This is a genomic window from Paenibacillus faecis (assembly GCF_008084145.1).
In the GTDB taxonomy this organism is placed as follows: domain Bacteria; phylum Bacillota; class Bacilli; order Paenibacillales; family Paenibacillaceae; genus Fontibacillus; species Fontibacillus faecis.
On record NZ_VSDO01000006.1, the window covers coordinates 437,481 to 459,361 of the forward strand.

General features: G+C 54.8%; 23 protein-coding genes. 5 read left to right on the plus strand and 18 right to left on the minus strand.

Annotation, left to right across the window (positions count from 1 at the left end):
* Nucleotides 1–35: 35 nt before the first annotated feature.
* From FRY98_RS27180 to yyaC, 5 genes are all read right to left on the minus strand, one after another.
* On the minus strand, nucleotides 36–2,240 hold the full coding sequence (locus tag FRY98_RS27180) for an O-antigen ligase family protein (RefSeq protein ID WP_148457832.1): 2,205 nt from the start codon (nucleotides 2,238–2,240) through the stop codon (nucleotides 36–38).
* A gap of 126 nt (nucleotides 2,241–2,366) precedes the next feature.
* Nucleotides 2,367–3,548 (minus strand): class I SAM-dependent methyltransferase, encoded by a 1,182-nt coding sequence (locus tag FRY98_RS27185; RefSeq protein WP_148457833.1) that lies wholly within the window; start codon nucleotides 3,546–3,548, stop codon nucleotides 2,367–2,369.
* Nucleotides 3,549–3,605: 57 nt separating this feature from the next.
* A complete protein-coding gene (locus FRY98_RS27190) occupies nucleotides 3,606–4,292 on the minus strand; it encodes a DUF6483 family protein (protein ID WP_148457834.1) in 687 nt (228 codons plus the stop codon).
* Between the two features lie 174 nt (nucleotides 4,293–4,466).
* Nucleotides 4,467–5,267, minus strand: a complete 801-nt coding sequence (locus tag FRY98_RS27195; RefSeq protein ID WP_148457835.1) for an alpha/beta fold hydrolase — start codon at nucleotides 5,265–5,267, stop codon at nucleotides 4,467–4,469.
* Nucleotides 5,268–5,369: 102 nt separating this feature from the next.
* Nucleotides 5,370–5,903 carry a spore protease YyaC gene (gene yyaC, locus FRY98_RS27200; RefSeq protein ID WP_148457836.1) on the minus strand — a complete coding sequence of 178 codons (534 nt, stop codon included), beginning with the start codon at nucleotides 5,901–5,903 and terminating at the stop codon, nucleotides 5,370–5,372.
* Nucleotides 5,904–6,042: 139 nt separating this feature from the next.
* Here yyaC and FRY98_RS27205 point away from each other — a divergent pair, with 139 nt between their 5' ends.
* Nucleotides 6,043–6,267: a DUF1128 domain-containing protein gene (locus tag FRY98_RS27205; protein ID WP_148457837.1), complete on the plus strand. Its 225-nt coding sequence runs from the start codon at nucleotides 6,043–6,045 to the stop codon at nucleotides 6,265–6,267.
* A gap of 38 nt (nucleotides 6,268–6,305) precedes the next feature.
* Here the strand turns inward: FRY98_RS27205 and FRY98_RS27210 are convergent, their stop codons facing one another.
* Nucleotides 6,306–7,019 (minus strand): pirin family protein, encoded by a 714-nt coding sequence (locus FRY98_RS27210; protein WP_148457838.1) that lies wholly within the window; start codon nucleotides 7,017–7,019, stop codon nucleotides 6,306–6,308.
* Nucleotides 7,020–7,113: 94 nt separating this feature from the next.
* Nucleotides 7,114–8,118 (minus strand): asparaginase, encoded by a 1,005-nt coding sequence (locus tag FRY98_RS27215; RefSeq protein WP_148457839.1) that lies wholly within the window; start codon nucleotides 8,116–8,118, stop codon nucleotides 7,114–7,116.
* Nucleotides 8,119–8,343: 225 nt separating this feature from the next.
* Between FRY98_RS27215 and FRY98_RS27220 the strand changes: the two genes are divergently transcribed.
* The 3 genes from FRY98_RS27220 (at nucleotide 8,344) to FRY98_RS27230 (ending at nucleotide 9,491) form a co-directional block, all read left to right on the plus strand.
* Nucleotides 8,344–8,784, plus strand: coding sequence for a YtxH domain-containing protein (locus tag FRY98_RS27220; RefSeq protein WP_148457840.1), 441 nt, complete (start codon nucleotides 8,344–8,346; stop codon nucleotides 8,782–8,784).
* A gap of 97 nt (nucleotides 8,785–8,881) precedes the next feature.
* A complete protein-coding gene (locus FRY98_RS27225; protein WP_148457841.1) occupies nucleotides 8,882–9,211 on the plus strand; it encodes a DUF5665 domain-containing protein in 330 nt (109 codons plus the stop codon).
* 55 nt (nucleotides 9,212–9,266) lie between these two features.
* Nucleotides 9,267–9,491: a hypothetical protein gene (locus FRY98_RS27230; protein ID WP_148457842.1), complete on the plus strand. Its 225-nt coding sequence runs from the start codon at nucleotides 9,267–9,269 to the stop codon at nucleotides 9,489–9,491.
* Between the two features lie 83 nt (nucleotides 9,492–9,574).
* On the opposite strand, the gene FRY98_RS27235 is transcribed toward FRY98_RS27230, so the two are convergent.
* From FRY98_RS27235 to FRY98_RS27285, 11 genes are all read right to left on the minus strand, one after another.
* Entirely contained in the window at nucleotides 9,575–10,555 is a 981-nt protein-coding gene (locus FRY98_RS27235) for a magnesium transporter CorA family protein (protein ID WP_148457843.1), read from the minus strand.
* 25 nt (nucleotides 10,556–10,580) lie between these two features.
* Complete coding sequence (locus tag FRY98_RS27240) at nucleotides 10,581–11,354, minus strand: sigma-70 family RNA polymerase sigma factor (protein WP_148457844.1); 774 nt, start codon at nucleotides 11,352–11,354, stop codon at nucleotides 10,581–10,583.
* The gene (rsbW, locus tag FRY98_RS27245) at nucleotides 11,351–11,794 is read right to left on the minus strand and encodes an anti-sigma B factor RsbW (RefSeq protein WP_148457845.1); all 444 of its coding nucleotides are present in this window, start codon (nucleotides 11,792–11,794) and stop codon (nucleotides 11,351–11,353) included. Before rsbW ends, FRY98_RS27240 begins: the two co-directional genes overlap by 4 nt.
* Before the next feature lie 16 nt (nucleotides 11,795–11,810).
* Nucleotides 11,811–12,149, minus strand: a complete 339-nt coding sequence (locus FRY98_RS27250; protein WP_148457846.1) for an STAS domain-containing protein — start codon at nucleotides 12,147–12,149, stop codon at nucleotides 11,811–11,813.
* A gap of 59 nt (nucleotides 12,150–12,208) precedes the next feature.
* Nucleotides 12,209–13,858, minus strand: coding sequence for a response regulator (locus FRY98_RS27255; protein ID WP_148457847.1), 1,650 nt, complete (start codon nucleotides 13,856–13,858; stop codon nucleotides 12,209–12,211).
* Nucleotides 13,859–13,876: 18 nt separating this feature from the next.
* Nucleotides 13,877–14,752 carry a CheR family methyltransferase gene (locus FRY98_RS27260; RefSeq protein WP_148457848.1) on the minus strand — a complete coding sequence of 292 codons (876 nt, stop codon included), beginning with the start codon at nucleotides 14,750–14,752 and terminating at the stop codon, nucleotides 13,877–13,879.
* Nucleotides 14,753–14,839: 87 nt separating this feature from the next.
* Nucleotides 14,840–18,502 (minus strand): response regulator, encoded by a 3,663-nt coding sequence (locus FRY98_RS27265; RefSeq protein ID WP_148457849.1) that lies wholly within the window; start codon nucleotides 18,500–18,502, stop codon nucleotides 14,840–14,842.
* Complete coding sequence (locus FRY98_RS27270; protein WP_148457850.1) at nucleotides 18,499–19,668, minus strand: PP2C family protein-serine/threonine phosphatase; 1,170 nt, start codon at nucleotides 19,666–19,668, stop codon at nucleotides 18,499–18,501. The genes FRY98_RS27265 and FRY98_RS27270 overlap by 4 nt, the downstream gene beginning before the upstream one ends.
* A gap of 193 nt (nucleotides 19,669–19,861) precedes the next feature.
* Nucleotides 19,862–20,206: a YflT domain-containing protein gene (locus tag FRY98_RS27275; protein WP_148457851.1), complete on the minus strand. Its 345-nt coding sequence runs from the start codon at nucleotides 20,204–20,206 to the stop codon at nucleotides 19,862–19,864.
* A gap of 99 nt (nucleotides 20,207–20,305) precedes the next feature.
* Nucleotides 20,306–20,848, minus strand: a complete 543-nt coding sequence (locus tag FRY98_RS27280) for a hypothetical protein (protein WP_148457852.1) — start codon at nucleotides 20,846–20,848, stop codon at nucleotides 20,306–20,308.
* Between the two features lie 100 nt (nucleotides 20,849–20,948).
* Nucleotides 20,949–21,455, minus strand: coding sequence for a DUF948 domain-containing protein (locus FRY98_RS27285; protein WP_148457853.1), 507 nt, complete (start codon nucleotides 21,453–21,455; stop codon nucleotides 20,949–20,951).
* Between the two features lie 256 nt (nucleotides 21,456–21,711).
* Between FRY98_RS27285 and FRY98_RS27290 the strand changes: the two genes are divergently transcribed.
* Nucleotides 21,712–21,876, plus strand: coding sequence for a DUF1328 domain-containing protein (locus tag FRY98_RS27290; protein ID WP_148457987.1), 165 nt, complete (start codon nucleotides 21,712–21,714; stop codon nucleotides 21,874–21,876).
* Nucleotides 21,877–21,881 lie beyond the last annotated feature (5 nt).

Consider the following 21,881-nt stretch of genomic DNA (forward strand, 5'->3'; position numbering starts at 1 on the left):
ACGGCGGCTCAGCAGCACGGCGGCTCAGCGGCACGTCAGCGCGGGCGGGCGGAAGCCTCCCCGGGGCGGGGAGGCGGCAATCCGGCGGCCCCGGCCCGCAGCTTGCGGGCGAGAGCGACGGCTTCTGGAGTTAAACGGAAGCCCCTGTCATTGCGAAGCTGCCGGGTCTGCTCCGCCAGACGGTGGAAGCGCCGGAACGCTTCCATCCCCGCCGAAGCGGTGGAGGCCGCCTGCGGCAGCTTGCCCGCGCTTTTCAGCCTGTCCGCCAGCAGGCTGATGCCTTCCAGCGCCGCCGTCTGCACGGCACGGCTGTAGCGGTCGAGCTCCGCCGCGCGGCGGAGCGGACCGAGCGCGGCGGCATCCCCCTGCCGCGCAAGGGCAAAGCCCAGCGCGAGCGCTAGGCCGGGATGGCTCCGCTCGTAGGCCATCCCGCCGCGGAGCACCTCGGCCGCCGCTTCGGCTTCGAGCCGGCCGGCCAGCGCCAGGCGGAGCTCCGGCCGGGCCGGGGCCAGCGCGAGCGCCCGCTCCAGCAGCCGCGCGGACTCCGCCGCCGCCCGGACGCCAGGCGGGCCAACCTCCGCCAGCCGCTGCAGGCGAAGGCTTTCCGCCTGGCGGAAGGCGGACAACCCGCCCGTCAGCAGCACCGCCGCCAATCCCCCCGCCAGCAGCCGGTCAAGCTGAACGCGTCTTTTACCGTTCATGCGGTCGACCAACCTCCGCGTCTTCCCCGGCCTACGGCCGAATGAGCCGCCAGACGGCCCCAGCCCCCAGACCGCCAGCCATAGGACAAGCATCCAGTACAATCCGTAGCTCATGTCGAAGTCAACCGCGCTGTGCAGCAGCAAAACCAGGAAAGCCGGCAGCAGCCTGCCGGGCATACGGGAACGCCGCATCCGGACAACGGCGAAACCCAGCCAGACGAGTAACGCCAGCAGCCCGATTCCCCCGAGATCAAGCGCCAGATCGAGATATCCGCTGTGCACCTCGTTTCCCACGTAAGGGCGACTCTGGACGGTGCGATGCAGCCACCGCCAGGTATCGCCTCCCCGGCCGAGCCACGGCCATTCACGCAGCAACCGCAGTGCGTCCGCATACATCTCGCCCCGGGCGAGCCAGGTAGCGGCACTATAGAGCCGTTCGCGCAAGCCGGCGAAGGCCAGCGCTGCACCGAGCGCGGCGGCAAGCATAGCTGCAGGCACGGCCGCATGCAGCACGGCGCCTGCAGCTAAAGCGCCGCTCCCCCGGCGCCGGTCGCCGGGCGCCCCGAGCCGCTCGGCGCTGCGGGCCGCCAGCGCGGACAGCGCCGAAGCGGCCGCGAGCCCGGCGGCGAGCGCCAGCAGCCCGGGCAGCGCGGGCGGCGCCAGCTGCGCGGCGGCGAGCTGCCGGGCGAGCGGCGCGGCCACGGCCAAGGCGGCGGCGCTGTGCAGCGCGTAGCGCAGCCGTTCCCGGCCGCGCAGCAGCAGCCAGCCGGCGGCCCAGCCCGCGGCCGCGGCGGCGAACGCGCCGCGCGACTCCGTCAGCAGCAGCGCCAGGGCGAAGACCGGGGCCAGCGCGCCGGCCCCGCAGCCCCGCCAGCGCGCTGGCCGGGTGAAGGCGGCGCCCGGCATCCGGGCGAGGGCGGTCAGCCGCTCCAGCAGCGCGGCCGCCATCACGGCCCCGAAGGTGTTCGGGTACTGGAGCAGACCGCCCAGCCGGGCCCCCGCCGCGGCCACTTCGCGATCCGCCGTGCGCAGGATCGCCCCCGGGGCGGGCAGCAGCCCGTACACGGCCGCCAGCGCCGTGACCGCAAGCCCGCCGGTGACGAGCAGCCAGCCCCGCTCCAGATAGGCGGGGCCGCCCCGTCCCCTCCCCGCGGCCAGCAAACCCAAAGAAAAAGCCCCCAGAAACAGCCAGTGGATGGACGCCAGAACCGTCGATTGGTAAGATACCGGACTCATCAGCAGCTGAATTCCGTAGAAGGAGGCGATGATAAAGGGACCGGCGATGAGGGGCCAATCCCCGCCCGGAAGTGCGGCATCCCCTCCCCTACACCACGATTTCCTTAACAAGGCGACCATCGCTGCAGCCGCCGTCAGAAGCCATAGCGAAACCGGAACGAGCGTTAGAAGAGACGCCCGGTGAAACATGCCCCCGGTCAAGGCCAAAAAGGCGACCGTCCCCAAGACCGCTCCCCGAATCATCACGTCCGACCGTGACTTTATATTGAATCTTCCTGTTGCTCTCCGTTCCTGTCCGGCCATAGCCTCCCCTCCTCGATACAAAAAAACAAGCCAACACCTCAAGTGTTGACTTGTTTTTATCGCCTCAAACGCTTATCCCGCTTGATACGCCGGGACGAACTGCATGTCACCGGCTCTTTCGCTGCTTCATTTTCCTGCGGGGAGAAGGTCTCCGCAAGCTTTTTCGAGGTAAGGCACGGCGCTCAAAAAGTCCCGAAATGCGGCATATTCGTTCCATAAGCGCTCTCGTTCCGCGGCCGAAACCTCCCCCTTGACCGCCCGGATCAGTATGTTCTTCGGGGTGTGCTCCATGTCGATAAACTCAAGCAATTGGGTTTTGTAGCCGAGAATATCCAACAGCTTGGCCCGGATGGCGTCGGTCGCCAACGCGGAAAAGCGTTCCTTCAAGATGCCATGGGACAAAAGCGGCTCAAGCACCGGGCTTGCCACTTGCCCGAACAATTCGTGCTGGCAGCAAGGGACGGACAGGATCACCGACGCGTTCCAGCGAACGGCCTTCTCCAGCGCGGCGTCGGTCGCCGTATCGCAGGCGTGCAGGGTTACGACCATATCGACTTCGCTCAATTCGTCATAGTCCGCAATATCCCCGACAAGAAAGCGCAAATTGCGGTATTGCAAATCTTTCGCCAGCATTCCGCAATGTTCGATGACATCCGATTTCAGATCGAGTCCGACGACATTCAACTCTCTTTGCAATTCGATCGACAAATAGTGATATAACGCGAACGTCAAATACGATTTGCCGCAGCCGAAGTCCACGATCGTTACCGGCCGGTTTTCGGGGAGGTGGGGAAGCACATCCTGGACCATTTCGAGGAACCGGTTGATCTGCCGGAATTTATCGTACTTTTTGGCCAATACCTTGCCGTCCGCGTTCATAATTCCGAGCTCCACCAAGAACGGAACCGGCTTCCCTTCCTCAAGGATGTACTGTTTGGCCCGGTTATGGGCGAGCGTCCCCGGTTTTTTGGTAGGGGACTTGGTCAGAATCGATACTTTGTACTTTTTGCTGATCAGCACCTGATAATCGGCTTGCGCCGTGCACAGGAGCCCTTGGCGGAACGTCTCCGCGAACAGCTTCATAACGGCGGACTCGAGCTCCGCGGCCGGGATATTCTCATGAGTAACCTTTTTGCTGAAGTGATAAGTGAACTGGTAATGAAGCGTGCCTTTAAGCAGGACCGGTTTGATGACGGTCTTGTTGTAACTGTCTTCCCCTTCCCCCGCCTTTCGGCGCTGGCTCAATGTCGCGGAAATAAGCCCGCCCTGCTCCGAAATGTGACGTACCAGATTGCGTAATTCCTCCATTAAGACCGCTCTCTTTCCAAAATGAGTTGAATTGATTAAACCAATACGGGCTGTGCTTTACACGCCGTTTGGGCCGACTTCATTGTATGCTAAACCGGCGGTTCTGGCGAGCCAAGCTTCCAGTCCTTCCCGGACTTCAGTCTCGGGGAGGCCGCCTTCCTCCAGCTTCCCCGGGTCCAGCGCCAACAAGCGGGTATAAAAGGCGACTCCCTCTTCCCGCCGGGCCGACCCGCTTTCCAGCAGACGATACAGCGCATTTTCCGCAAGCGCAAAATTCCCCCTGCTTTCTTCATAGCCCATAAGCAGGCGTTCGGTATCCTCCGGAAGCCGGAAACCTTTCAGACTTTCCTGTAGCTCCGACACTTCGCCGTGCAGTTCCCATAATCCGGGGTCGGCTCCGTACGTATGGGCCGCCAAATATAGGTGCAGCGCCTTCCTCGCGCGGAGGACGCCTTCCTCCGGCTGTCCCGACGCCGTCAAGACATCGGCTTCTTCCTTCATCAGCCGCGCCAAACTTTGCAGTTTATCCGACTCCACCGTCCCGCCGGTCCGCATCATTTCCACGATGTCTTTGGCCGAAAGGGAGCCGAGCAGCCGGGAGTTCAGCCGGAACAGCTTTCTATAAAGCTCGTCGAGCTCCCATAAGGCTTCGGTCCATTTGCGCTGCTGCTTCAGACCGAACACTTTGCCGATCATCTCCGTCATTTCCTCAAGCATCCGAACCAGGTAATCTTTCCGCAGCATAGGCTCCGTCTCCTCTGCAAGGTTGGTTTATTTAAGAACAAATTGTAAGTCATTTTGACGTGAATATCCAGTTAACGCAAAACAGGAGGCCTCCCCGCATCGGACGAACGACGCGGGGATGACCTCCGGTGATGGCGCTTCAGTTGTCCGAACACGCGATTGCCTAAGCGGCCGTTACTTGCTCGCGGACGATACGCCGCGCAAATAGTCGCGGATGACGGCGGCGAGCTGTTCGGGCGCTTCGTACATGCTCATATGGCCGGCGCCCTTGATCACCGCCTTGGTGACCGACGGTCCTTCCGTCGTGAAGGTGCGTTCGATCGGGATGACGGCGTCGTTTTCTCCGGCTACCAGCAGCACCGGCAGAACGGTGGAAGACAATACGTCACGGCGGTCCGCCCGTTCCCGCATAGCCAGCGCGGCGCCTGAAGCTCCTTGCGGCGGCGTCTTGTACCCGATTTCTTTCGCGCGGTTCACTTCTTCGGTCAGCGTTTCGCGCAATTCCGGCGCGAACAATCCCGGCACAAGCCCGTCCACAAACGGGGTAATCCCTTTATTGCCGATCGTGGCCACGGCCTGAAGGCGCTTCTCTTTGGCCTCCTCGCCGTCCGGGTAAGCGGTCGAGTGAATGAGGCCGAAGCCTTTTAATCGTTCGGCATACCGTTGGGCCAGAGACAAGGTGACGTATCCGCCCATGGAGTGGCCGAGCAGCGTAAATTTCGAAACGCCCAGACGGTCCATCAACGCGACGACATCGTCCGCCATCCGTTCGATCGTATAAGCTCCCATCGGAGCGTCCGTCGAGCCGTGTCCCCGAAGATCCGGCATGATTACCCGGTAATCATCGGCCAACATCGGTCCGATTTTCTCCCAATAAGCCGAGCTTCCGCAGAAGCCGTGAAGCAGAACAACGGCCTCTCCCTGGCCCTGTTCCTCATAAGCCATCGTGAATCCCTCAACAGTTACTTTTTCCATCACGCTTCCCTCTCTTTCTATACCTCATACGGGTTTATATTCGTTTACTGTCGCTCTTAAGTTGTATGTAGTGATCGTCCCGATTCCTATATTTAATCCGATTCACGCGCCTCTGAAACCGCGCCCGATCGCTTCGGCCAATTCGTCGGCCATCCGCATCACCTTGTAAAGCGAAGTCATTTGCAGCGTCCAGTACGGCTTAGGCCCGTTGATGTTGACGACGGCCGCCACGCTGTAATGGCCAACGGCCGGCAGCGTTCGTCCCACCGATTGGGCGGGGAGCAGCGGCTGACCCGACGCGAGATAGCAGCCGACGGAGGCCGGCGTTCCGAGGCAGGCATCGATCGCCACGATGATATGCTCTTTGGGAACCAGGGAGGCCCGCATTTCCAGGTTGGAGGCATCGCAAGGAAAATCCAGCGTCCCGATCACATTCGCAAACCCCTGTTCCGTGAGGCGTGTTCCGACTAGCGGACCGAGCGCATCGCCTGTGGATCGGTCGGTGCCGATGCAGAGAAATGTAATCTCCCGCGCCGCGTGCCTCCTTCGTACTTCCAAAAAGAACTCGGGGAGATCGCCGCCGGTCAGCTTTTTTCGTGCAAAGCCCGTTTCGGGCAGTACCTGCCTTTCATCCATGAGCATTTCATCCCCTCTCTTTCAACCGAATTAACCTGATTGTACCGCAAATCCCCCGGATCTAGCAAAAAGGGTGTGCCCGCGGGCCAAGCGTGGTACAATAACCGGGATATGAAACGAGAAAGGATGTTGATGATCCATGGACTTAACTCAAAAAAGCCAGGAAAACGTGGAATATATGATCGAGGCGATCAAAACGAAGCTGAAAATGGCGACCGGAGCCGCCATGAACGCTTCCGCATTTAACACGGACCAATATGAAGACATTTTGGACATTTATGATTTAGTGATGAGCAAAGAACGGCTCAGCATTTCCGAGGTGGAGGCGGTCGCTCAGGAATTGGGCAATTTGCGCAAGAAGTAACCTGCCTCTGTTCCTCGTTCTTCTTCGCCCGCATTCGTTTAAGGCATGTCGACGATCAAAAGCTCCGCCATACCTTCCCCCGTCTTCCGGAGGACCAGATCGTCCGGGCAGCGAATTCTTGCCGCATCGCCGGGCCCCAGCGAAAACCGCTGGTTTTCGCACGACAGCTCGACATGCCCCTCGACGACAAACAGATGCTGTCTTCGATGGGATGTACGGATCAAGTGCTCCTCCTGATCCGTCAGCACGGGGGCAAACAGATTTACATCCTGATGAATGCGCAGGAAGTCCCCGTCTCTTTTCCCGCTGATGACCGGCATCCAATTCCCGATCCGCTTCTCCCTTGGAATTCGGCGGGAGCTCTCGGCGGGAGGAAGACCTTGGCCCTCCGGGAGAAACCACATTTGAAGGTAACGCGCCGGCTCGACCGGGGAAGGGTTGGCTTCCGCGTGGATGATCCCCGTACCCGAGCTGAGCACCTGGAACGAGCCTTCCTCTAAAGGCTCCAGCCCCGCGGACCCGGCGGAACTTTTCAAGGAACCGGATATTACATAGGTGACGATTTCCAGATCATGATGGGGATGGGCCTCCAGTTCTTTACCGGGAGCGAGCGTATGGTCGTTCAACACCAGAAGGCAGCCGAAATGGGCGTTCCCGGGGTCATTGTAATCTGCGAAGGAAAAGCTGAATTCGCTCTGGACAGGACCGGCATGGGCCGTATGCCTCTCTTCCGAAGTGACTATTTTAATCATCTTAATCCTCCTCGCCTATAACACCATACTGGATTTGCTACATTTTTACCCCTATGCCCCATCGGCTAATCAATAAGCGCGACCCTTCGGTCCGTCATACATCGCCAAGCCGGAAAACCGTTTGTGTCGTCCCTACCTTCATGCCTTCGTCATTGCGGATTTCCGTCGAAAACGCCGTTCTCAGTCGTTCCACGGTATCCTTGTTGTCGTAGCCTAACTGCTCCAGAATCGTCAGTGCGATCAAGCCCCACTCCTCTTCGGACCCATCCATGATTTTGAAGGCGACGCCCAGCCGCTCTTTTCGCAGACCAAAAGCGTAAACGCCCTTAAAGCCTCCTTTGGCGACCAGATTGGGATCTTGAAGCAGCAGCGTATCGATCCGTCCGGTACCGCTGACCATCTCCGGATGGCGGTTCATCGCCTTCCCGACCGTAGCCGCCGCCGCGGCTGTCGCGCGATCGTCAATGCGGTCGGGACAAGCGAGTTTCAAATAAGCGTTAGCGAGCGCGGACAGCGGAAGATGGAAGACGGGCAGACCGCATCCGTCGACGGCACGGCGTATGCTCGGCAACGGCAGGCCGGCGAGGGAGGCCAGCGTCTCCCAGATTTCCCGCTGCACGGGATGATCGGGATCGCTGTAGCTATCCAGCGGATACCCGCGCATTTTGCTGTAGGCCATGAGGCCCAGGTGCTTTCCCGAGCAATTGTGATACAGACGCCGGCGCTCCCCTCCGCTGCGCAGCAGCCGCTTCTTTGCGGCGGCATCCAGCGGAAGACTTGGCGCGCAAAACAGTGCGTTTTCATCGAGACCGGTTTTTCGGAGGAGGCTCTCCAATGTCTCGATGTGCATTTGCTCGCCGCGATGCGATGCCGTCATAATCGCAATTTCGTCGTAACTTAAACCGAATTCCTCCGCAATCCCTGCGCGAATTCCCGGAATCGCCTGGAACGGTTTGGCCGCCGACCGGGTAAATACGCCAAAATCGGGGTCCCCTACCGCTTTGATGACCCTGCCCTTCTCATCCACAATGCATATATGACCGCGGTGGGTGCATTCCAGCATCCCCCCGCGGGATTCTTCCACCAATATATTTTCCATGGCCATCTTCCTTTCGCACATCAAACTTCCATCCCTCCAGTATAGTACAGCAGGCCTCGGTTCGCCATTCATGAATACCGAAGAAAACGTGACCGCGGCAAAGCATCCGGTTGTTTCACCTCGTCCCGGATCGTTTATATACGAAGTAAGAAAAGCACCTGAAGTCACCATTTCAATCCGCTTTTTCATCCAATGACGAATATCCATATAAAGGAGCGATGCAAAATGAATAAAGCCGAGACGGAATACCCAGTACAAAGCGGTGGCACCTTTACGAAGGGGCTCGTGATCGGAGCGCTGCTCGGTGCGGCCGCAGCCCTGCTGTATGCGCCGAAGCCGGGACGCGAACTGCGCAGCGACTTGTCGGACAAGCTTTCCACCGCGACGGACAAGTCCAAGGAGATGGCGGCGGTTGCCTGCGAAAAAGGTTCCGAGCTCGCCAAAACCGTTGTCTCGAAAACAACCGATCTTGCCAAAACGGTCGGCACCAGCGCCAGCAACATCGTGTCCAGCGTAAAAGAAGCATCCGCGGATGTGTCGGAGGACATTAAGCAAGAAGTTCAAACCGTCGGCAAAGAGGCGGAAAAAAGCTCGGAGGACGTAAAACAGGAGGTTAACCAGGCTTCGAGTGAAGCGAAACGCGAGTTTGGTTCTTCCGTGAACTGATCTATGTAAACGGGGCTGTCCCCTGAACATCGCCAGCTCGGGCAGCTGGCGATTTCTGTTTGTGAGCCTAAATTCATCGTCGCAAGGAGGAAGGCCGATGGCACGCTTAAATCCGTACGGCACCAAAGACACCAAAGACCATCCCTTTGAACTCAGGCATGAAGTAAAACGGTTGAACGGCAAACTGGACAGCATTGCGGATATGCTGGAGAAAGCCGACTTTAAAGATATTTTGGAAAACTATACGAATCCGAAAAAACGGGTGCTAACCAACTTTGTGGCCGGCCTCTCCCGCGGGCTGGGACTCAGTGTGGGGACCTTCGTCATCCTCGGTCTGCTGGGCTGGCTTCTCAGTTTGTTCGTGGATTTGCCGATGGTTGGCGATTATATCAAAAGCCTGCAAGATTACATTCAATCCAAGCCGTAAGGATACAATAACTTTGCATTTTGATGACTATAGCATGGCAAAGGAGGGTTCCCCCATGGGATTCAAATCAGCGGAGGAAGAACAACAGGAGTACGTGGAGAAACAGATTCGGGAGGCTCGTGAAGGCGAATACTCCGGGCATAAGGATATCGTTTCGGCCGAGAACGGCTCGATGGTCAATGACATGGAGGACTTAAAACAGCTTGGCGAAGATATGGATGAGATGAAGACGAACAGCGAGGATCATGAAGAGGGATTAATGAACGATCCCGAGCAATAAACCTTCCGGCACGGACGTCGAATCGGAAGTGCGCACAAAGGTTGCCCTTATCCGCAGGGCAACCTTGTTTTTGATCGTGATGTTCACAGATTTGAATTTTCCTCTTCCACTTCCAGCAAATCCCCGGTCCACCCCTTTGCCCGAATCCAGATGTAGAATCCCGCTGTGGTAAGCAACGTGATTCCGCAGATCAGCGCAAAGCCGAACAGGCCCTGTTTGACCCAGGGAAGAAAATCGAAATTCATCCCCCAGATCGCCCCGATCACCGTGGCCGGGGTGAATACCGCGGTCATGATCGTCAAGGTTTTCATAATGTCATTGCCCCGAAATCCCGAAACCGCGTCATCAATGGAAATCAAGGTGTCGATTTCTTTCTCGTAGTGTTTGACGAGGCCGCTCATTCGCTCGGCGCGATATAAAAAACGCCGGAACGGGATGCTGTCCTCCATTTGCTCCAAATAAGCTTCGCGCGCAGCCGTCACCAGTTCCAAAAAAGGAATGAACAAATTGGACCAATGCAGAAGTTCGAAGCGGGCGCTCAAAATCCGGTCCATCAAATACTTCCGGTTGCGCTTCTTCATCAGCTCCTCAACCTTCCGCAAATTCCGTTCAAAGCGGTCCATCCCCACCCGAAAGTAATGAAGAATCACCCTGGTAAGGACGAATAACCCGTCGACCGGCCGCGGGCAATCAAGCAGCATGATCTCATTGTCTTTTTGATTCATCACCCGAGTGGTATTGGCATCAAAATTGATGGTGACAAGCACGTCGGCGCTCACAAAAAAATGAGCCAGCAGGCAATCGGCCTGCGTATCCTTGATCTCTTCCTGCACCGAATAAAACAGGGAGCCATATAGAATGGGCTCCCTGCCGTCCGGAAATCTTACGGATAGTTGGTTGGATTCCATCTTGGGAAGCGCATCCAGCCATTCCCGAGTCAAAGGGTAATTCTGCCGGAGACGCCTGACCTTCGGGCTATCCCATTCGTCCTCCTTCACTTCGAGGTCGATCCATGACCAGCCTTGTCCGCTCCGCTTCACCCTCAGTTGATTCTCCACTTCCATGGCTGTACTCCTTTACTCGATGCCGTCACAACGTGTTCGAGTTGGACATAATCTGCTTCAGCTTCTCCGTCGCCCGCTTTTGAATCCGGGATACGCTCATTTGGGATACGCCCAGCTTCTGGGCGATCGCGCGCTGGGATTGCCCCTCTTGAAAGGCCAATAACAGCACCTGCTGTTCCTGCTCCTTCAGCTGGCTGAGCGCTTGTTGCAAATCCATCCGCTTTTCGACGGTATCGTAATCGTCCGCATCCGAGCTGATCAGCTCGCCGAGCGTTGCCGCGCTTTCCTCCTGAGATAACGGCGAATCCAGCGACACATAGTGATAGCATTCCCGGCCGGCCAATACTTCCACCGTCTCCTCCACGGATAACTCCAGATAGTCGGCGATCTCTTTTACGTCAGGAGACCGCTCCAACTTCACGGTCAGTTCATCGATCGCCTGCTGGACGAGGGCTCCCTTCTCCTTGATTCTTCGCGGCACTTGAATATACCAGGACTTGTCCCGCAAAAAATTCTTCATGTGACCGATCATGCTCTTCATCGCGTAAGGCTCAAAAGGAATTCCCATTTCGATATCGTACTGCTGCAGCAGACGGATCAACGCCATTTGCCCCACTTGGTAAAGATCTTCATAGAGATCGGGACGGTTGCGCGCGATTTTTCCCGCCGCCATTTTAACCATCGGCTCATATTTCTGAATCAGGACGGTGGCGATGTCATTGTCCTTGGTTTGTTGATATTCCCAGATCATACTGGTGGATTCGTTTAAAGACTCGGGGGGAGTCAATTTATCCGTCATACCTTCTCCTCGCTCTTCATTAAGCGGCGAGTCATGACTACCTTTGTTCCCTTTCCGGCTTCATTCATTACGCTAACGTCATCCATTAACGCCTGCATGAGATAGAAGCCGAGACCGCCGATTTGGGCTTCATTCAAATTTTTATCGTGCAGCGTCGACCGTTCACCCCACGAATCAAAGCTCTCCCCTTCGTCTCTGACCGTAATGGACAATGCATCACCGATGATTTCGAAAGTAACCTCCATCATGCCGTTCGTATCCTTGTAAGCATACAAGACCGAATTGTTGCACGCTTCGGATACGGCCACCTTCATGTCTTCGATTTCTTCGTACGAGAAACCCATTTTTGAAGCTATTCCATACAGGTTTAACCTGACTATATCCACAAACTCCGCAGTCGCCGGCAAACTGATTACAACTTTTTGAACCTCGTCTATCATGATACTCTATCCTTTCCTATTGGGAGTTCTCCTGGGCGGCAAAAAACTTCGCGATTCCGGTCATATCGAACAGCTTTTGAATTTGGTCCGGCACTTCCTTCACCAAAAAGCCGGCTTCCATTCCATGCCTGGTCTTTAAGATCGACAGCAGAATTCCTATGCCGGTACTGTCGATATATTTGAGTTCTTTCAAGTTGATGACCAGGTCTTGTTTGTCGTTGAGAGCAAGGGGCTCCATCACCTGGCGAAAATCCGGAGCAACGGAAAGATCAAGCTCACCGCGCAGATAGACGGTGCATGTCCCGTTTTCCACTTGCGACGTAACGGTAAACTTCTCATTTTTATTTGTATTCATAGACACTCTCTCCTGAATTGTGGTTTCTTTATAAATAACCCGGACCAAGGCCGGATGAATCAGTGGACCGAAGTTTCAGTCATGTAATTCTTGCTGTATTTGGATAAAACCGTCTTTACTGAAGCCAGTTTGAGCGGCTTGCTGATGTAATCGTCCATTCCGGCCTGTTGGCATTTGGATCGGATGCCGTCCATCACGTTGGCCGTCATCGCGATGATTTTCGGTTCCTTGCCGGGGATCTGCTGCTCCCGAATTTTACGGGTAGCCTCCAGACCGTCCATCTGCGGCATCTGCAAATCCATGAATATAAAATCATAGTTTCGGTTAGCCGCCATTTTCACGGCTTGAAGACCGTCCTCAGCCACCTCCGGCTCATAACCGAGCTTCTGCAGCATATTGACCATCAACCGCTGGTTAATCGGATGGTCGTCCACAATCAGCATGCGCTCCTTGGACTCCGCTTCGCCCGGAAATACCGATTCTTGGGCGGCGCAAGCCAATTCCGCGCTTTCATCCACATATTCGCTCGCACGGACCGTAAAGACAAACGTAGCTCCTTTTTCCTCCAGGGTCTCCACCCGGATCGAGCCGCCCATCATCTGCACCAGCGTTTGGCAAATCGCCAGTCCCAAGCCGGTTCCTCCGTATTTGCGGGTCATGGAAGAATCCAGTTGGGAGAACGGCTTGAACAGGCGGTCCACTTTATCGGGAGCAATCCCGATCCCCGTGTCCTTCACGGTAAACTCCAGCAAATGCTTGTCCCTGTCTTTTTCTTTACAGTTGACCATCAGATAGATTCCGCCCTGTTCCGTAAACTTCATGGCATTGGCAACCAGGTTGATCAGCACTTGGCGGAGGCGGCCCATGTCGCCGTACAGAACCGGCGGAATCCGGTCGTCGACGAAGGAAACCAGCTCCAGCCCTTTCCGGGCGGCATCCACCGAAAAGAGGCCGATCACCTCCTGAATCGTCGATCTGAGCTCAAACGGGCTTTCCTCCAGCTCCATTTTGCCGGATTCCATTTTCGTAAAATCAAGAATATCATTGATAATCGTGACAAGCGTATCCGCGCTGCCCCGAATAATTTCGGCGTATTCCTTCTGGTCCTCCTTCAGTTCGGTTTCCAGCAGCAAATCGATCATGCCGATAACCCCGTTCATCGGAGTCCTGATTTCATGACTCATCATGGCCAGAAACTCCGTTTTGGCTTTCGCCGCAATTTCCGCAGCCTCTTTGGCCTTGACCAACTCCTCATTGGTCCGCTCCAATTCCAGCGTTTTTTGCTGCAAAAGCATACTTTGGGTTTTCAGCCGCTGATTCGTCAGGTACATGTCCACAAATCCCTCAATCTTCGATTTCAGAATTTGCGGGATAAAAGGTTTCACCATGTAGTCGATCGCTCCGGCGGAGTACCCCGCGAACAAGTGCTCCGCCTCCTTGCTGTTGGCAGAGATGAAAATGATCGGAATATCCTTCGTCTTATCCCGGGCCTTTATCAGCTTAGCGGTCTCGATCCCGTCCAGTCCGGGCATTTGCACATCGAGCACAATAACCGCGAAGTCCTCTTTCAATAAATACCTCAGGGCTTCTTCGCCGGAAGTCGCTTTGACCAAATTATATTGTTCACTTTCCAGGACCGCTTCCAAGGCCATCAGGTTCTCGGGGCGGTCATCTACCAGCAAGATATGAATCGGCTTTTCAACCCCCATGGAATCCTCCTGCATCCTTCATTTAATCTTCCGATACATTTTCTCCACCCGGTCCAGCGGTTCATAACAATCATCGTACTCCGTAAAATGAATCGATTCCTTCGCTCCCAGCACCAGGACGCCGAAGTGGCTCAAGCTTTGATGGAACAAGGAATGGACCCGGTTTCTCAGCGTTTCGTCAAAATAAATCATCACATTCCGGCAAAAGATAACATTGAACTCGTTAAAGGACTGATCCGTGGCCAAGTTGTGCTCGGCAAAAATCATGTTCTTGCGCAGAAAGGGCTGAAATATGACGGAATTGTATCTCGCCGTATAGTACTCGGAAAAAGAACGGGTGCCCCCCGCATCCTGATAATTTTTCGTATACAGCTTCATTTTCTCAATTCCGAACACGCCCTCTTTGGCTACCTGTAACGAGCGGCCGTTCATGTCGGTGGCGTAAATCCTCGCCTTATCGTATAGACCTTCCTCATGGAGAAGAATGGCCATCGAATAAACCTCTTCCCCCGTCGAACACCCCGCGTGCCATACCCGGATATACGGATAAGTTCTCAGCAGGGGAACGACCTTTTCGCGAAAAGCGCGAAACAGGGACGGGTCCCGAAACATCTCCGTGACGGGAATGGACAGGCTGTAGACCAGGCGTTCGAAACACTCCCGGTCATGCAGCACTTTTTCCTGCAAAGCGGAAATGGTCGTCACACGCTCCGCGTGGACTTGGTGCCATATCCTCCTTCTAAGCGAAGGAAGCGCGTAATTGCGGAAATCGTATCCGTACAGCCGATGGACCCCTTCCAGGAGCAGTTCGATTTCCAATTGCTCCCGCTCGTCCGGCGAGGTCCAGCCGCACGTATCGTTATCCGGATATTCCGAAAAATCACTGGGTGTCATAGGTTCAACTCCGATTACAAAAGAACTGGGCATCCCTCCCTGAACGGGAAAAGATCCGCTTACCGTATATTTAACCTTTCCTCAAGGTTACGAATACAACCATACCCGCATTAGCGAAAGCAATTGATCCGTCTGAATCGGTTTTTTCACATAATCCGAAGCGCCCGCCTCGATGCATTTCCCCCGATCGTCCTTCATCGCTTTGGCCGTAAGCGCGATGATCGGCAGTTTGGCGAACTGCGGCATCTTCCGAATTTCGCGCATCGCCTCATAACCGTCCATTTCCGGCATCATCATGTCCATCAATACCAGATCGAAATCCCTCTGCTCTTGAAGGGTCTCGATCGCTTCCCGGCCATTCTCGGCATAAACCACATTCATGCGGTAACCTTCGAGAACGCTGGACAGGGCGAACACGTTGCGCACATCATCGTCGACAAGCAGAATCTTTTTGCCTTCGAACAATTCTTCCTTGTTGTGAAGCTTCTGCAAAATCCGGCGCTTGTCCTCCGGCAGCTCCGCTTCGACGCGATGGAGAAACAGCGTGGTTTCATCCAACAGGCGTTCGGGCGATTTCACATCTTTGATGATGATCGACTCGGCATATTTGCGGAGCCGCAGTTCTTCCTGCTTGTTCAGGTCTTTGCCGGTGTAGATGATGATCGGCAAATCGTTCAATTCCTCATCGTCGCGAATTTGGTCCAGCAGATCGAAGCCCGTGATATCGCTCAGCATCAAATCCAGCACCATGCAGTCGTAATGCTGCTCGCGAAGCTCCCGCAAGGCCTCTCCACCGGTGGAAACCGCCGTGATCATGACATCGTCATGGCCGATGAGCTCGATGATCGAATGTCGCTGCACATCGTCGTCCTCGACGATCAGCAGATGTTTGAGACTCTTTTCGGTAAAAGATTCGATATGCGAGAAGGCCCGCTCCAGATGCTCGCGCGAGGACGGTTTGCGCAGGTAAGCGATCGCCCCCATCATAAGCCCCTGCTTCGCATCGTCAACGACCGAAATGACATGCACCGGAATATGCCGGGTTTCGGCGTGGCTCTTCAATTCGTTCAGGATGGACCAGCCGTCCATCACCGGCAGTTGGATATCGAGGATAATGGCATCCGGCAAATACTCCCTCGCCATTTGCAGTCCGACATCCCCTTGGACGGCAATCAGGGTTTTATAACCGTGGCTCCGGGACATATCGAGCAGAATCTTGGCGAATTGAATATCGTCCTCAATGATGAGCATGATTTTGTCGCCGCTGGCGAGCAATTCACGGTCGTCCTCGACCGGTTCCGCCGCGGCCGCCGTCTGCTCAACCGGACGGACGTAAGTGCTCTGGCTGTAGTAAGGGGCGACGACGGCATTCGAAACGGCCGCTTCCTGCTCGGCCACAAACAGCCGGTTCGGCGCCTCCTTCGGCAGATACAATGTAAAGGTGCTGCCTTCGCCCTCTGCGGACCGCACCGTGATCAGGCCGCCCAACAGCTTCGACAGCCCCTGGCTGATCGACAGGCCGAGGCCGGTACCGCCGTACTTTCGGCTGGTCGTACCGTCCACTTGCTGGAACGCTTCGAATATAATCTCCATCTTGTCTGCCGGAATACCGATCCCCGTATCCGTCACCGCCATTTCCAGATACTGACGGGAAGGATCCAGACCCTCCGGCAAGTTTTCCGGCTCCGCGGTACCGATACGGAGCGAAATTTCCCCTTGGCTCGTAAACTTGAAAGCGTTGGACATCAGATTCCGCAGGATCTGCTTGATCCGGTGCCCGTCCGTATGAATTTCGGCCGGAACGGAAGCATCCGCCTCGATGTTCAGCACGATTCCGCTCTTCTGCGCGACCGGACCAAAGTTTTGTTCCACGAAGCGCGTCAAGTCGTCGAGTCGGACCGATTCCCGGTTGATCTCCATCTTGCCGGCGTCCACTTTCGACAAATCGAGGATCTCATCGATCATTTTGAGCAGATCCGCGCCGGACATATGAATCGTATGCGCGTACTCGATCTGCTTCTCGGTCAGGTTGCGCTCCTTATTTTCATATAAGAGCTGGGACAGAATCAGCAGGCTGTTTAACGGGGTCCGCAGCTCGTGGGACATATTGGCCAGGAACTCCGACTTGTACTTGCTGGTTTGCGCCAGCTGAGCCGCATGACGCTCCAATTCCAGCTTCGTCTGTTCGATTTCGTCGTTCTTCTCCTTGACCTCCTGCACTTGTTCCTCCAAGGCCCGGGTCTTGGCTATCAACTCGGTGTTGAAGTGCTCCAGTTCTTCCTGCTGCCGCTGCAGCAGTTCTTCGGAACGCTTCAGCGCCTGCGTCTGCTTCTCCATACTTTCGTTGGATCTGCGCAGTTCCTCCTGCTGGGTCTGCAGCTCTTCCGATTGAACCTGAAGCTCCTCCGTCAAGGCTTGAGACTCCCGAAGCAGTTCTTCGACCCGCAGGCGGCGGTTGATATTGTTCAGAATGATCCCCAGGTTGGAGGCCAACCCGGACATCAACTGCTCCTGAACCGGGGAAAACGGCTCGAAGGAGGCGAACTCGACAACCCCCATCAATTCGTCTTCAAACATGACGGGATGGATATAAATGTGGTTCGGCTGCGACTCGCCCAACGCGGAACGGACGGAAACATAACCGTCCGGCGTCTCCTGCAGCGAAATCGGCTTCCTGTCGAGCGCCGCTTGTCCAATCAGCCCTTCTCCAACCCGGAAGGCCTCGGGAGTATTCAAGTCCCGACCGCCGGCATAGGTTCCGGCCAAGTAGAGCTGATCGGGGTTCTTATCCTCGTAACGGATATACATCGCTCCGTAACGGGCGCCGACCACCGGCGTAAACTCGCTGATGAACATTTGTGCGATCTGCTCCAATGAATTGATGCCATGCAGCAGATCCGTAATCCGGGCAAGGTTCGAATTGACCCAGGATTGGTCCTTCTGCAACTGAAGGAACTTTTCCTCCGCCTGCTGCTTCTCCTGCAAATCTTCCGACATCTCCTGAAAAATTCGGGCGACTTCCCCGATTTCGTCCTTAGTGGGAATAGCCACTTGTTGAATGGCGTCCAATTCTCCCTTGCCGAAATGGTACATCATTTGATTGACCGCATTTAAACCGCGGGCAATGCTCGGTAGAATCCATAGGACGATCCCGAGCCCTACCAGAAGCCCAACCGCCATCGTGGAAATGGTCAGCCGGATCGAACGTTCGTATTCCGCCTGCGTTTCCTTGATGGCCTCTTGAATTTGCGCGTTGTAGTAATCACGATACTCGTTCAAGGTGTTCAGCAAATGATCCTGAACCTCTTGGCCGGTGGACAACCGGTAATTATTCGCCGCCTCGTAATCTCCGCGATTCAGCAGGGCCAGCACATGGTTTTTATAGTCCTCGAAGGCGTCCAAGGCATTGTCGATCGTTCCAATGACCTGCTGCTCATCGGCGGATCGGGCTTTCAATTTGACCTGTTCATAGTAATCGGCCGCTTTTTGAGTCTTGGTTTCCAATTTTTTCTGCTCAACAGCCGTATAGTCCTTATCTTGCCTTTGCAGCATATTCGTTAAAATGCGCGCGATATCGTTGTATTCGCCCCGCATCCCCGATGTGTTCTGTATCACGAAATATTTGTCGCTATAAATGTTGTCCAATTCATCATTCATATACCTTAAACGGTCATAACCGGTGAACGTCAAAATCAGCATGATGATTAAGAGCGAACTGAAGCCGATGACCAGCTTGCTGCGGATTTTCATGCCTTGCCTTCTCCTCCTTTTAATGTGATCCACACCAGGCACTTGTCATCTTCCCGGTCCTGGGGGGGATCTTCATGAAACAGCAGTCTCTCCATCTCTTCCTTATTAAAGTCGTGCGAGACCCGCACTTGGCGCTCCAGCCAATCCAATTGCTCCTCCTGCGTACCGTCCACGCATTCGATCAACCCGTCGGTATAAAGCACCACATGGCCTTCACCCTCATAAAAAACCGTCTGCGGCGCCGCCTCGATTTTGTCGAACAGCCCTACCGGCGGACAAACCGCATTCAGCTTGGCGACTTCCTTGCCTTCTTGATAGAACAAGGCCGGAGGATGCCCCGCGTTCACATAATCGATCTTCTTATGCTTCGTATCGACCACGAGGTAGATCGCCGTGAAATAGTACTGTACAAGCTGGCTGTCTATATAGAGCATATTGAATCTGCGGTTCAGTTCCTGAATGACTTTTTCGGGTTCGACATAGGTGCTGACGGTGTCCTTTAGGACCGAGGCGATAAACATGCAGAACAGCGACGAGGATATACCGTGGCCCATCATATCCAGCAAAATGATCCCGTATCTCCCGTCTCCGAGCGGATACCAGGAATACAGATCACCTGCCAGTTCAAAGGAAGGTTTGTAGAGCGCGTCGATCTCAAAGTGAGGATCCCGGATAGGCGAGCTTAATACGGCATTTTGAATCAATGCCGCCAGCTTCAGTTCCTCCTGAATCCGCTGGTCCCGCTCCTTGTGCCAGTCCTTCTCGTGCTTCAATCGTAAAGCCAGACGGATTCGGGCCATCAATTCCACCTTGTTGATCGGTTTGGTAACGTAATCGACGGCTCCGGCATCAAGGGCTTCAGCGAGCTTCTTGGAATCACCGACCGCCGTGACCATAATGATCGGAATGTCCTTGAGGTTCTCGTACTGCTGCAGTAGCCGGCAGGCTTCGATGCCGTCCATCTCGGGCATCATCATATCCAGCAAAATCAGATCGATATCGGAATAGCCACTCCCCATCGGAGCGCCGGGTGTCTCAATCCCCAGCCTTTGAAACATTTCCAGGGCCGAAGAAACGGCCACCGTGTCTCTATAATCTTCTTTCTTCAAAATCTCTCTTATAATAATGATATTTGTCGGATTATCGTCCACGATTAAAATTCTCATAAATCTCTCCTTAGCCATCTGAAAAGATCTAAATCTGTTCTCAGAATATCATGTTTCCACGGGGAATTGTCATAATATGACAAAATTCTACCTACATAGACAAGATTTGCACAAAACTCCAAAAACATAGATAAGGAATGGGGACTACCCGCCCATTCCTTATCTATAAGTTTGGAAACCTGAAATATTTAACTCAGGCCGTTCTCTTCGCGATGACCAACACTCTGCCCAGATCCAGTTCCTTCTCGTAAAATCTCGCTTCCGATTCGGTAAATCCCAGAGAGATGATTTTGGCGCGGAGCTCGTCGCCGCGCGACCGGAACAGATTGGCGATCGCGGTAAACACGCCCTCTTCCTTCAGTCCGATGTGGCCGGCATCGGCCGCCTCGGCGATCCGATCGCTCCGATCCTGGTCATGGGCCAGCACATAAATATGTTCAGCTGCATATCCGGCGGAGTGAAGTTCTTGAACCGTCTCTACAGCCTGTACACCATTCTCTACGATTTTGGCATAAGCTTTGTTGTCGATCGTGCTCATGATACCCGCTCCCTTCCAAGCAGTCTATTCAATACATTCCAAAAATCTAGGTTTAATTACCCTGTTAGCTCTTAAATGAAACAGCTTGAAGCCAAGATTTTACGATACGGTATCGTCAAATAAATCCGCCCCGGTGATTTTGCCGGTGTCCGCATCCTTATAAAGTTTCAAAGCGGCGTGTCCCCGGATGTAGACGTCCCCGTCCTCGGCCACAAAGTCCGGCTTGCCGAGATAACGCTCCAACCAAGGCTTTTGCAAAGGTATGACCTTGCCGTTCAATGTGATGTTTTTTGGAGACGGCCCCGTGTGTACGTAGTAAACAAGATCTTCGTAGAGACCTATCGCCAAGTTGCCGTAATGAAGTTCCGTAAACCCCGTAAAATCATCTTCCTCGATTCGTTCCGGTTCCCCTTTTTTCGACAAAATCAGCTGAACATCATCGGATAAAGAGACACCGCCCATCGAATCGAAGTGTTCAAGCCGCTCCGCGGTCATCGTTCCCCGCGCAAGGGAAGAAAGCGGAGCTTGCAGCAGGGCCAATTCAGCGACAGGCTCCGCGGGGGGCGGCCCCATGGCAGACGACGCCGAAAAACCGGCAAAGGGAGAAAGTAGTCCGACCAGCAGCAACAGCGCGTTCAACATGTTCCTCACCCTTTCTGATTGTTTCCGTTGTCCGGCATAGGGCCCTATCCGCAAACCTGTTCAGCTATCCCTTAAAAGATAACCTATGTACCGCCCGGAATCAGGAACGGTATTTCTGCCACAACCCTGCGGCCACATCCACCCATTTCATCCAGCCCGGCGATTTGTGCGCGTCTTTCGGGTGCGGCGCCTGATACGCCGGATCATAGTTCTGCACTTCGGCCGGCGTCTGAGCTACCACCTTGTTTGAAGAAACATTGGCAGCCTTGGACCGTTTGGGCTGGCTTTTAATTCGATCGATAAACGCCGTGGAGACCTGCTTCGCGGCCAGGGTAACCTCGTTCAATACTTCACCCACGTTTTTCACCGATTCGAGCACCGGATCGATCTGCTCCATCTTATGCTGCAAATCCCCGGTCAAATCGTTGGCATGCCGCACCACATGCTTTACTTCATAACTAAGCTCGTCAATTGTCTTTTGAACTTCCTGCAAGGTTTGCGTCGTTTTGTCGAGCGATTTCTCCGCCGCTTTCAACGTTTTGATCAAAAAGATGACAAGTACCGTAAATGCTACGGCAATCAGCGCAACGCTCAGTTCCCAAATCATACCGTTCCCTCTCTTTCTGTAAGGATGCTTCGATACACCATAGTTACCCTAAGCCCTTAGTCCCGAAACAAAGCGTCAAACAGCCAAAAACTGCCTGTTTACGGGCTTGTTTCAGACCAAAATCCCCGGGTTAATGAAAGCTACAAGCAACCGGTTCTCCCGGATGACCCTCCTAGAGGGAAAGCCGACCGGTTGGCAAAAACTGCTTCCTAAGTACCACTATACAACAATTTATGATGAAAGGAAGATGATTCGCATGCTGAAATGGTCTATGATTTTTTTGGTCATTGCCTTGATTGCCGGAATATTCGGATTCTTTAATATCGTCGCGGCAGCGGCCTCCATCGCCAAAGTGCTATTCTTCATTTTTCTTGTCTTATTTGTGATTTCTCTGTTTGCAGGAAGAAGCCGTTCTTTGTAGAGAAA

Coding starts and splice junctions, on each gene's coding strand:
- FRY98_RS27195 (WP_148457835.1), bottom strand. CDS start 5,267: ATGGAAAAAGTAACTGTTGAGGGATTCACGATGGCTTATGAGGAACAG.
- FRY98_RS27280 (WP_148457852.1), bottom strand. CDS start 20,848: ATGTTGAACGCGCTGTTGCTGCTGGTCGGACTACTTTCTCCCTTTGCC.
- FRY98_RS27190 (WP_148457834.1), bottom strand. CDS start 4,292: ATGCTGCGGAAAGATTACCTGGTTCGGATGCTTGAGGAAATGACGGAG.
- FRY98_RS27290 (WP_148457987.1), top strand. CDS start 21,712: ATGCTGAAATGGTCTATGATTTTTTTGGTCATTGCCTTGATTGCCGGA.
- FRY98_RS27275 (WP_148457851.1), bottom strand. CDS start 20,206: ATGAGCACGATCGACAACAAAGCTTATGCCAAAATCGTAGAGAATGGT.
- FRY98_RS27220 (WP_148457840.1), top strand. CDS start 8,344: ATGAATAAAGCCGAGACGGAATACCCAGTACAAAGCGGTGGCACCTTT.
- FRY98_RS27285 (WP_148457853.1), bottom strand. CDS start 21,455: ATGATTTGGGAACTGAGCGTTGCGCTGATTGCCGTAGCATTTACGGTA.
- FRY98_RS27265 (WP_148457849.1), bottom strand. CDS start 18,502: ATGAAAATCCGCAGCAAGCTGGTCATCGGCTTCAGTTCGCTCTTAATC.
- yyaC (WP_148457836.1), bottom strand. CDS start 5,903: ATGGATGAAAGGCAGGTACTGCCCGAAACGGGCTTTGCACGAAAAAAG.
- FRY98_RS27185 (WP_148457833.1), bottom strand. CDS start 3,548: ATGGAGGAATTACGCAATCTGGTACGTCACATTTCGGAGCAGGGCGGG.
- FRY98_RS27260 (WP_148457848.1), bottom strand. CDS start 14,752: ATGACACCCAGTGATTTTTCGGAATATCCGGATAACGATACGTGCGGC.
- FRY98_RS27235 (WP_148457843.1), bottom strand. CDS start 10,555: ATGGAAGTGGAGAATCAACTGAGGGTGAAGCGGAGCGGACAAGGCTGG.
- FRY98_RS27225 (WP_148457841.1), top strand. CDS start 8,882: ATGGCACGCTTAAATCCGTACGGCACCAAAGACACCAAAGACCATCCC.
- FRY98_RS27240 (WP_148457844.1), bottom strand. CDS start 11,354: ATGACGGATAAATTGACTCCCCCCGAGTCTTTAAACGAATCCACCAGT.
- FRY98_RS27215 (WP_148457839.1), bottom strand. CDS start 8,118: ATGGAAAATATATTGGTGGAAGAATCCCGCGGGGGGATGCTGGAATGC.
- FRY98_RS27270 (WP_148457850.1), bottom strand. CDS start 19,668: ATGAGAATTTTAATCGTGGACGATAATCCGACAAATATCATTATTATA.
- FRY98_RS27205 (WP_148457837.1), top strand. CDS start 6,043: ATGGACTTAACTCAAAAAAGCCAGGAAAACGTGGAATATATGATCGAG.
- FRY98_RS27255 (WP_148457847.1), bottom strand. CDS start 13,858: ATGGGGGTTGAAAAGCCGATTCATATCTTGCTGGTAGATGACCGCCCC.
- rsbW (WP_148457845.1), bottom strand. CDS start 11,794: ATGATAGACGAGGTTCAAAAAGTTGTAATCAGTTTGCCGGCGACTGCG.
- FRY98_RS27210 (WP_148457838.1), bottom strand. CDS start 7,019: ATGATTAAAATAGTCACTTCGGAAGAGAGGCATACGGCCCATGCCGGT.
- FRY98_RS27180 (WP_148457832.1), bottom strand. CDS start 2,240: ATGGCCGGACAGGAACGGAGAGCAACAGGAAGATTCAATATAAAGTCA.
- FRY98_RS27230 (WP_148457842.1), top strand. CDS start 9,267: ATGGGATTCAAATCAGCGGAGGAAGAACAACAGGAGTACGTGGAGAAA.
- FRY98_RS27250 (WP_148457846.1), bottom strand. CDS start 12,149: ATGAATACAAATAAAAATGAGAAGTTTACCGTTACGTCGCAAGTGGAA.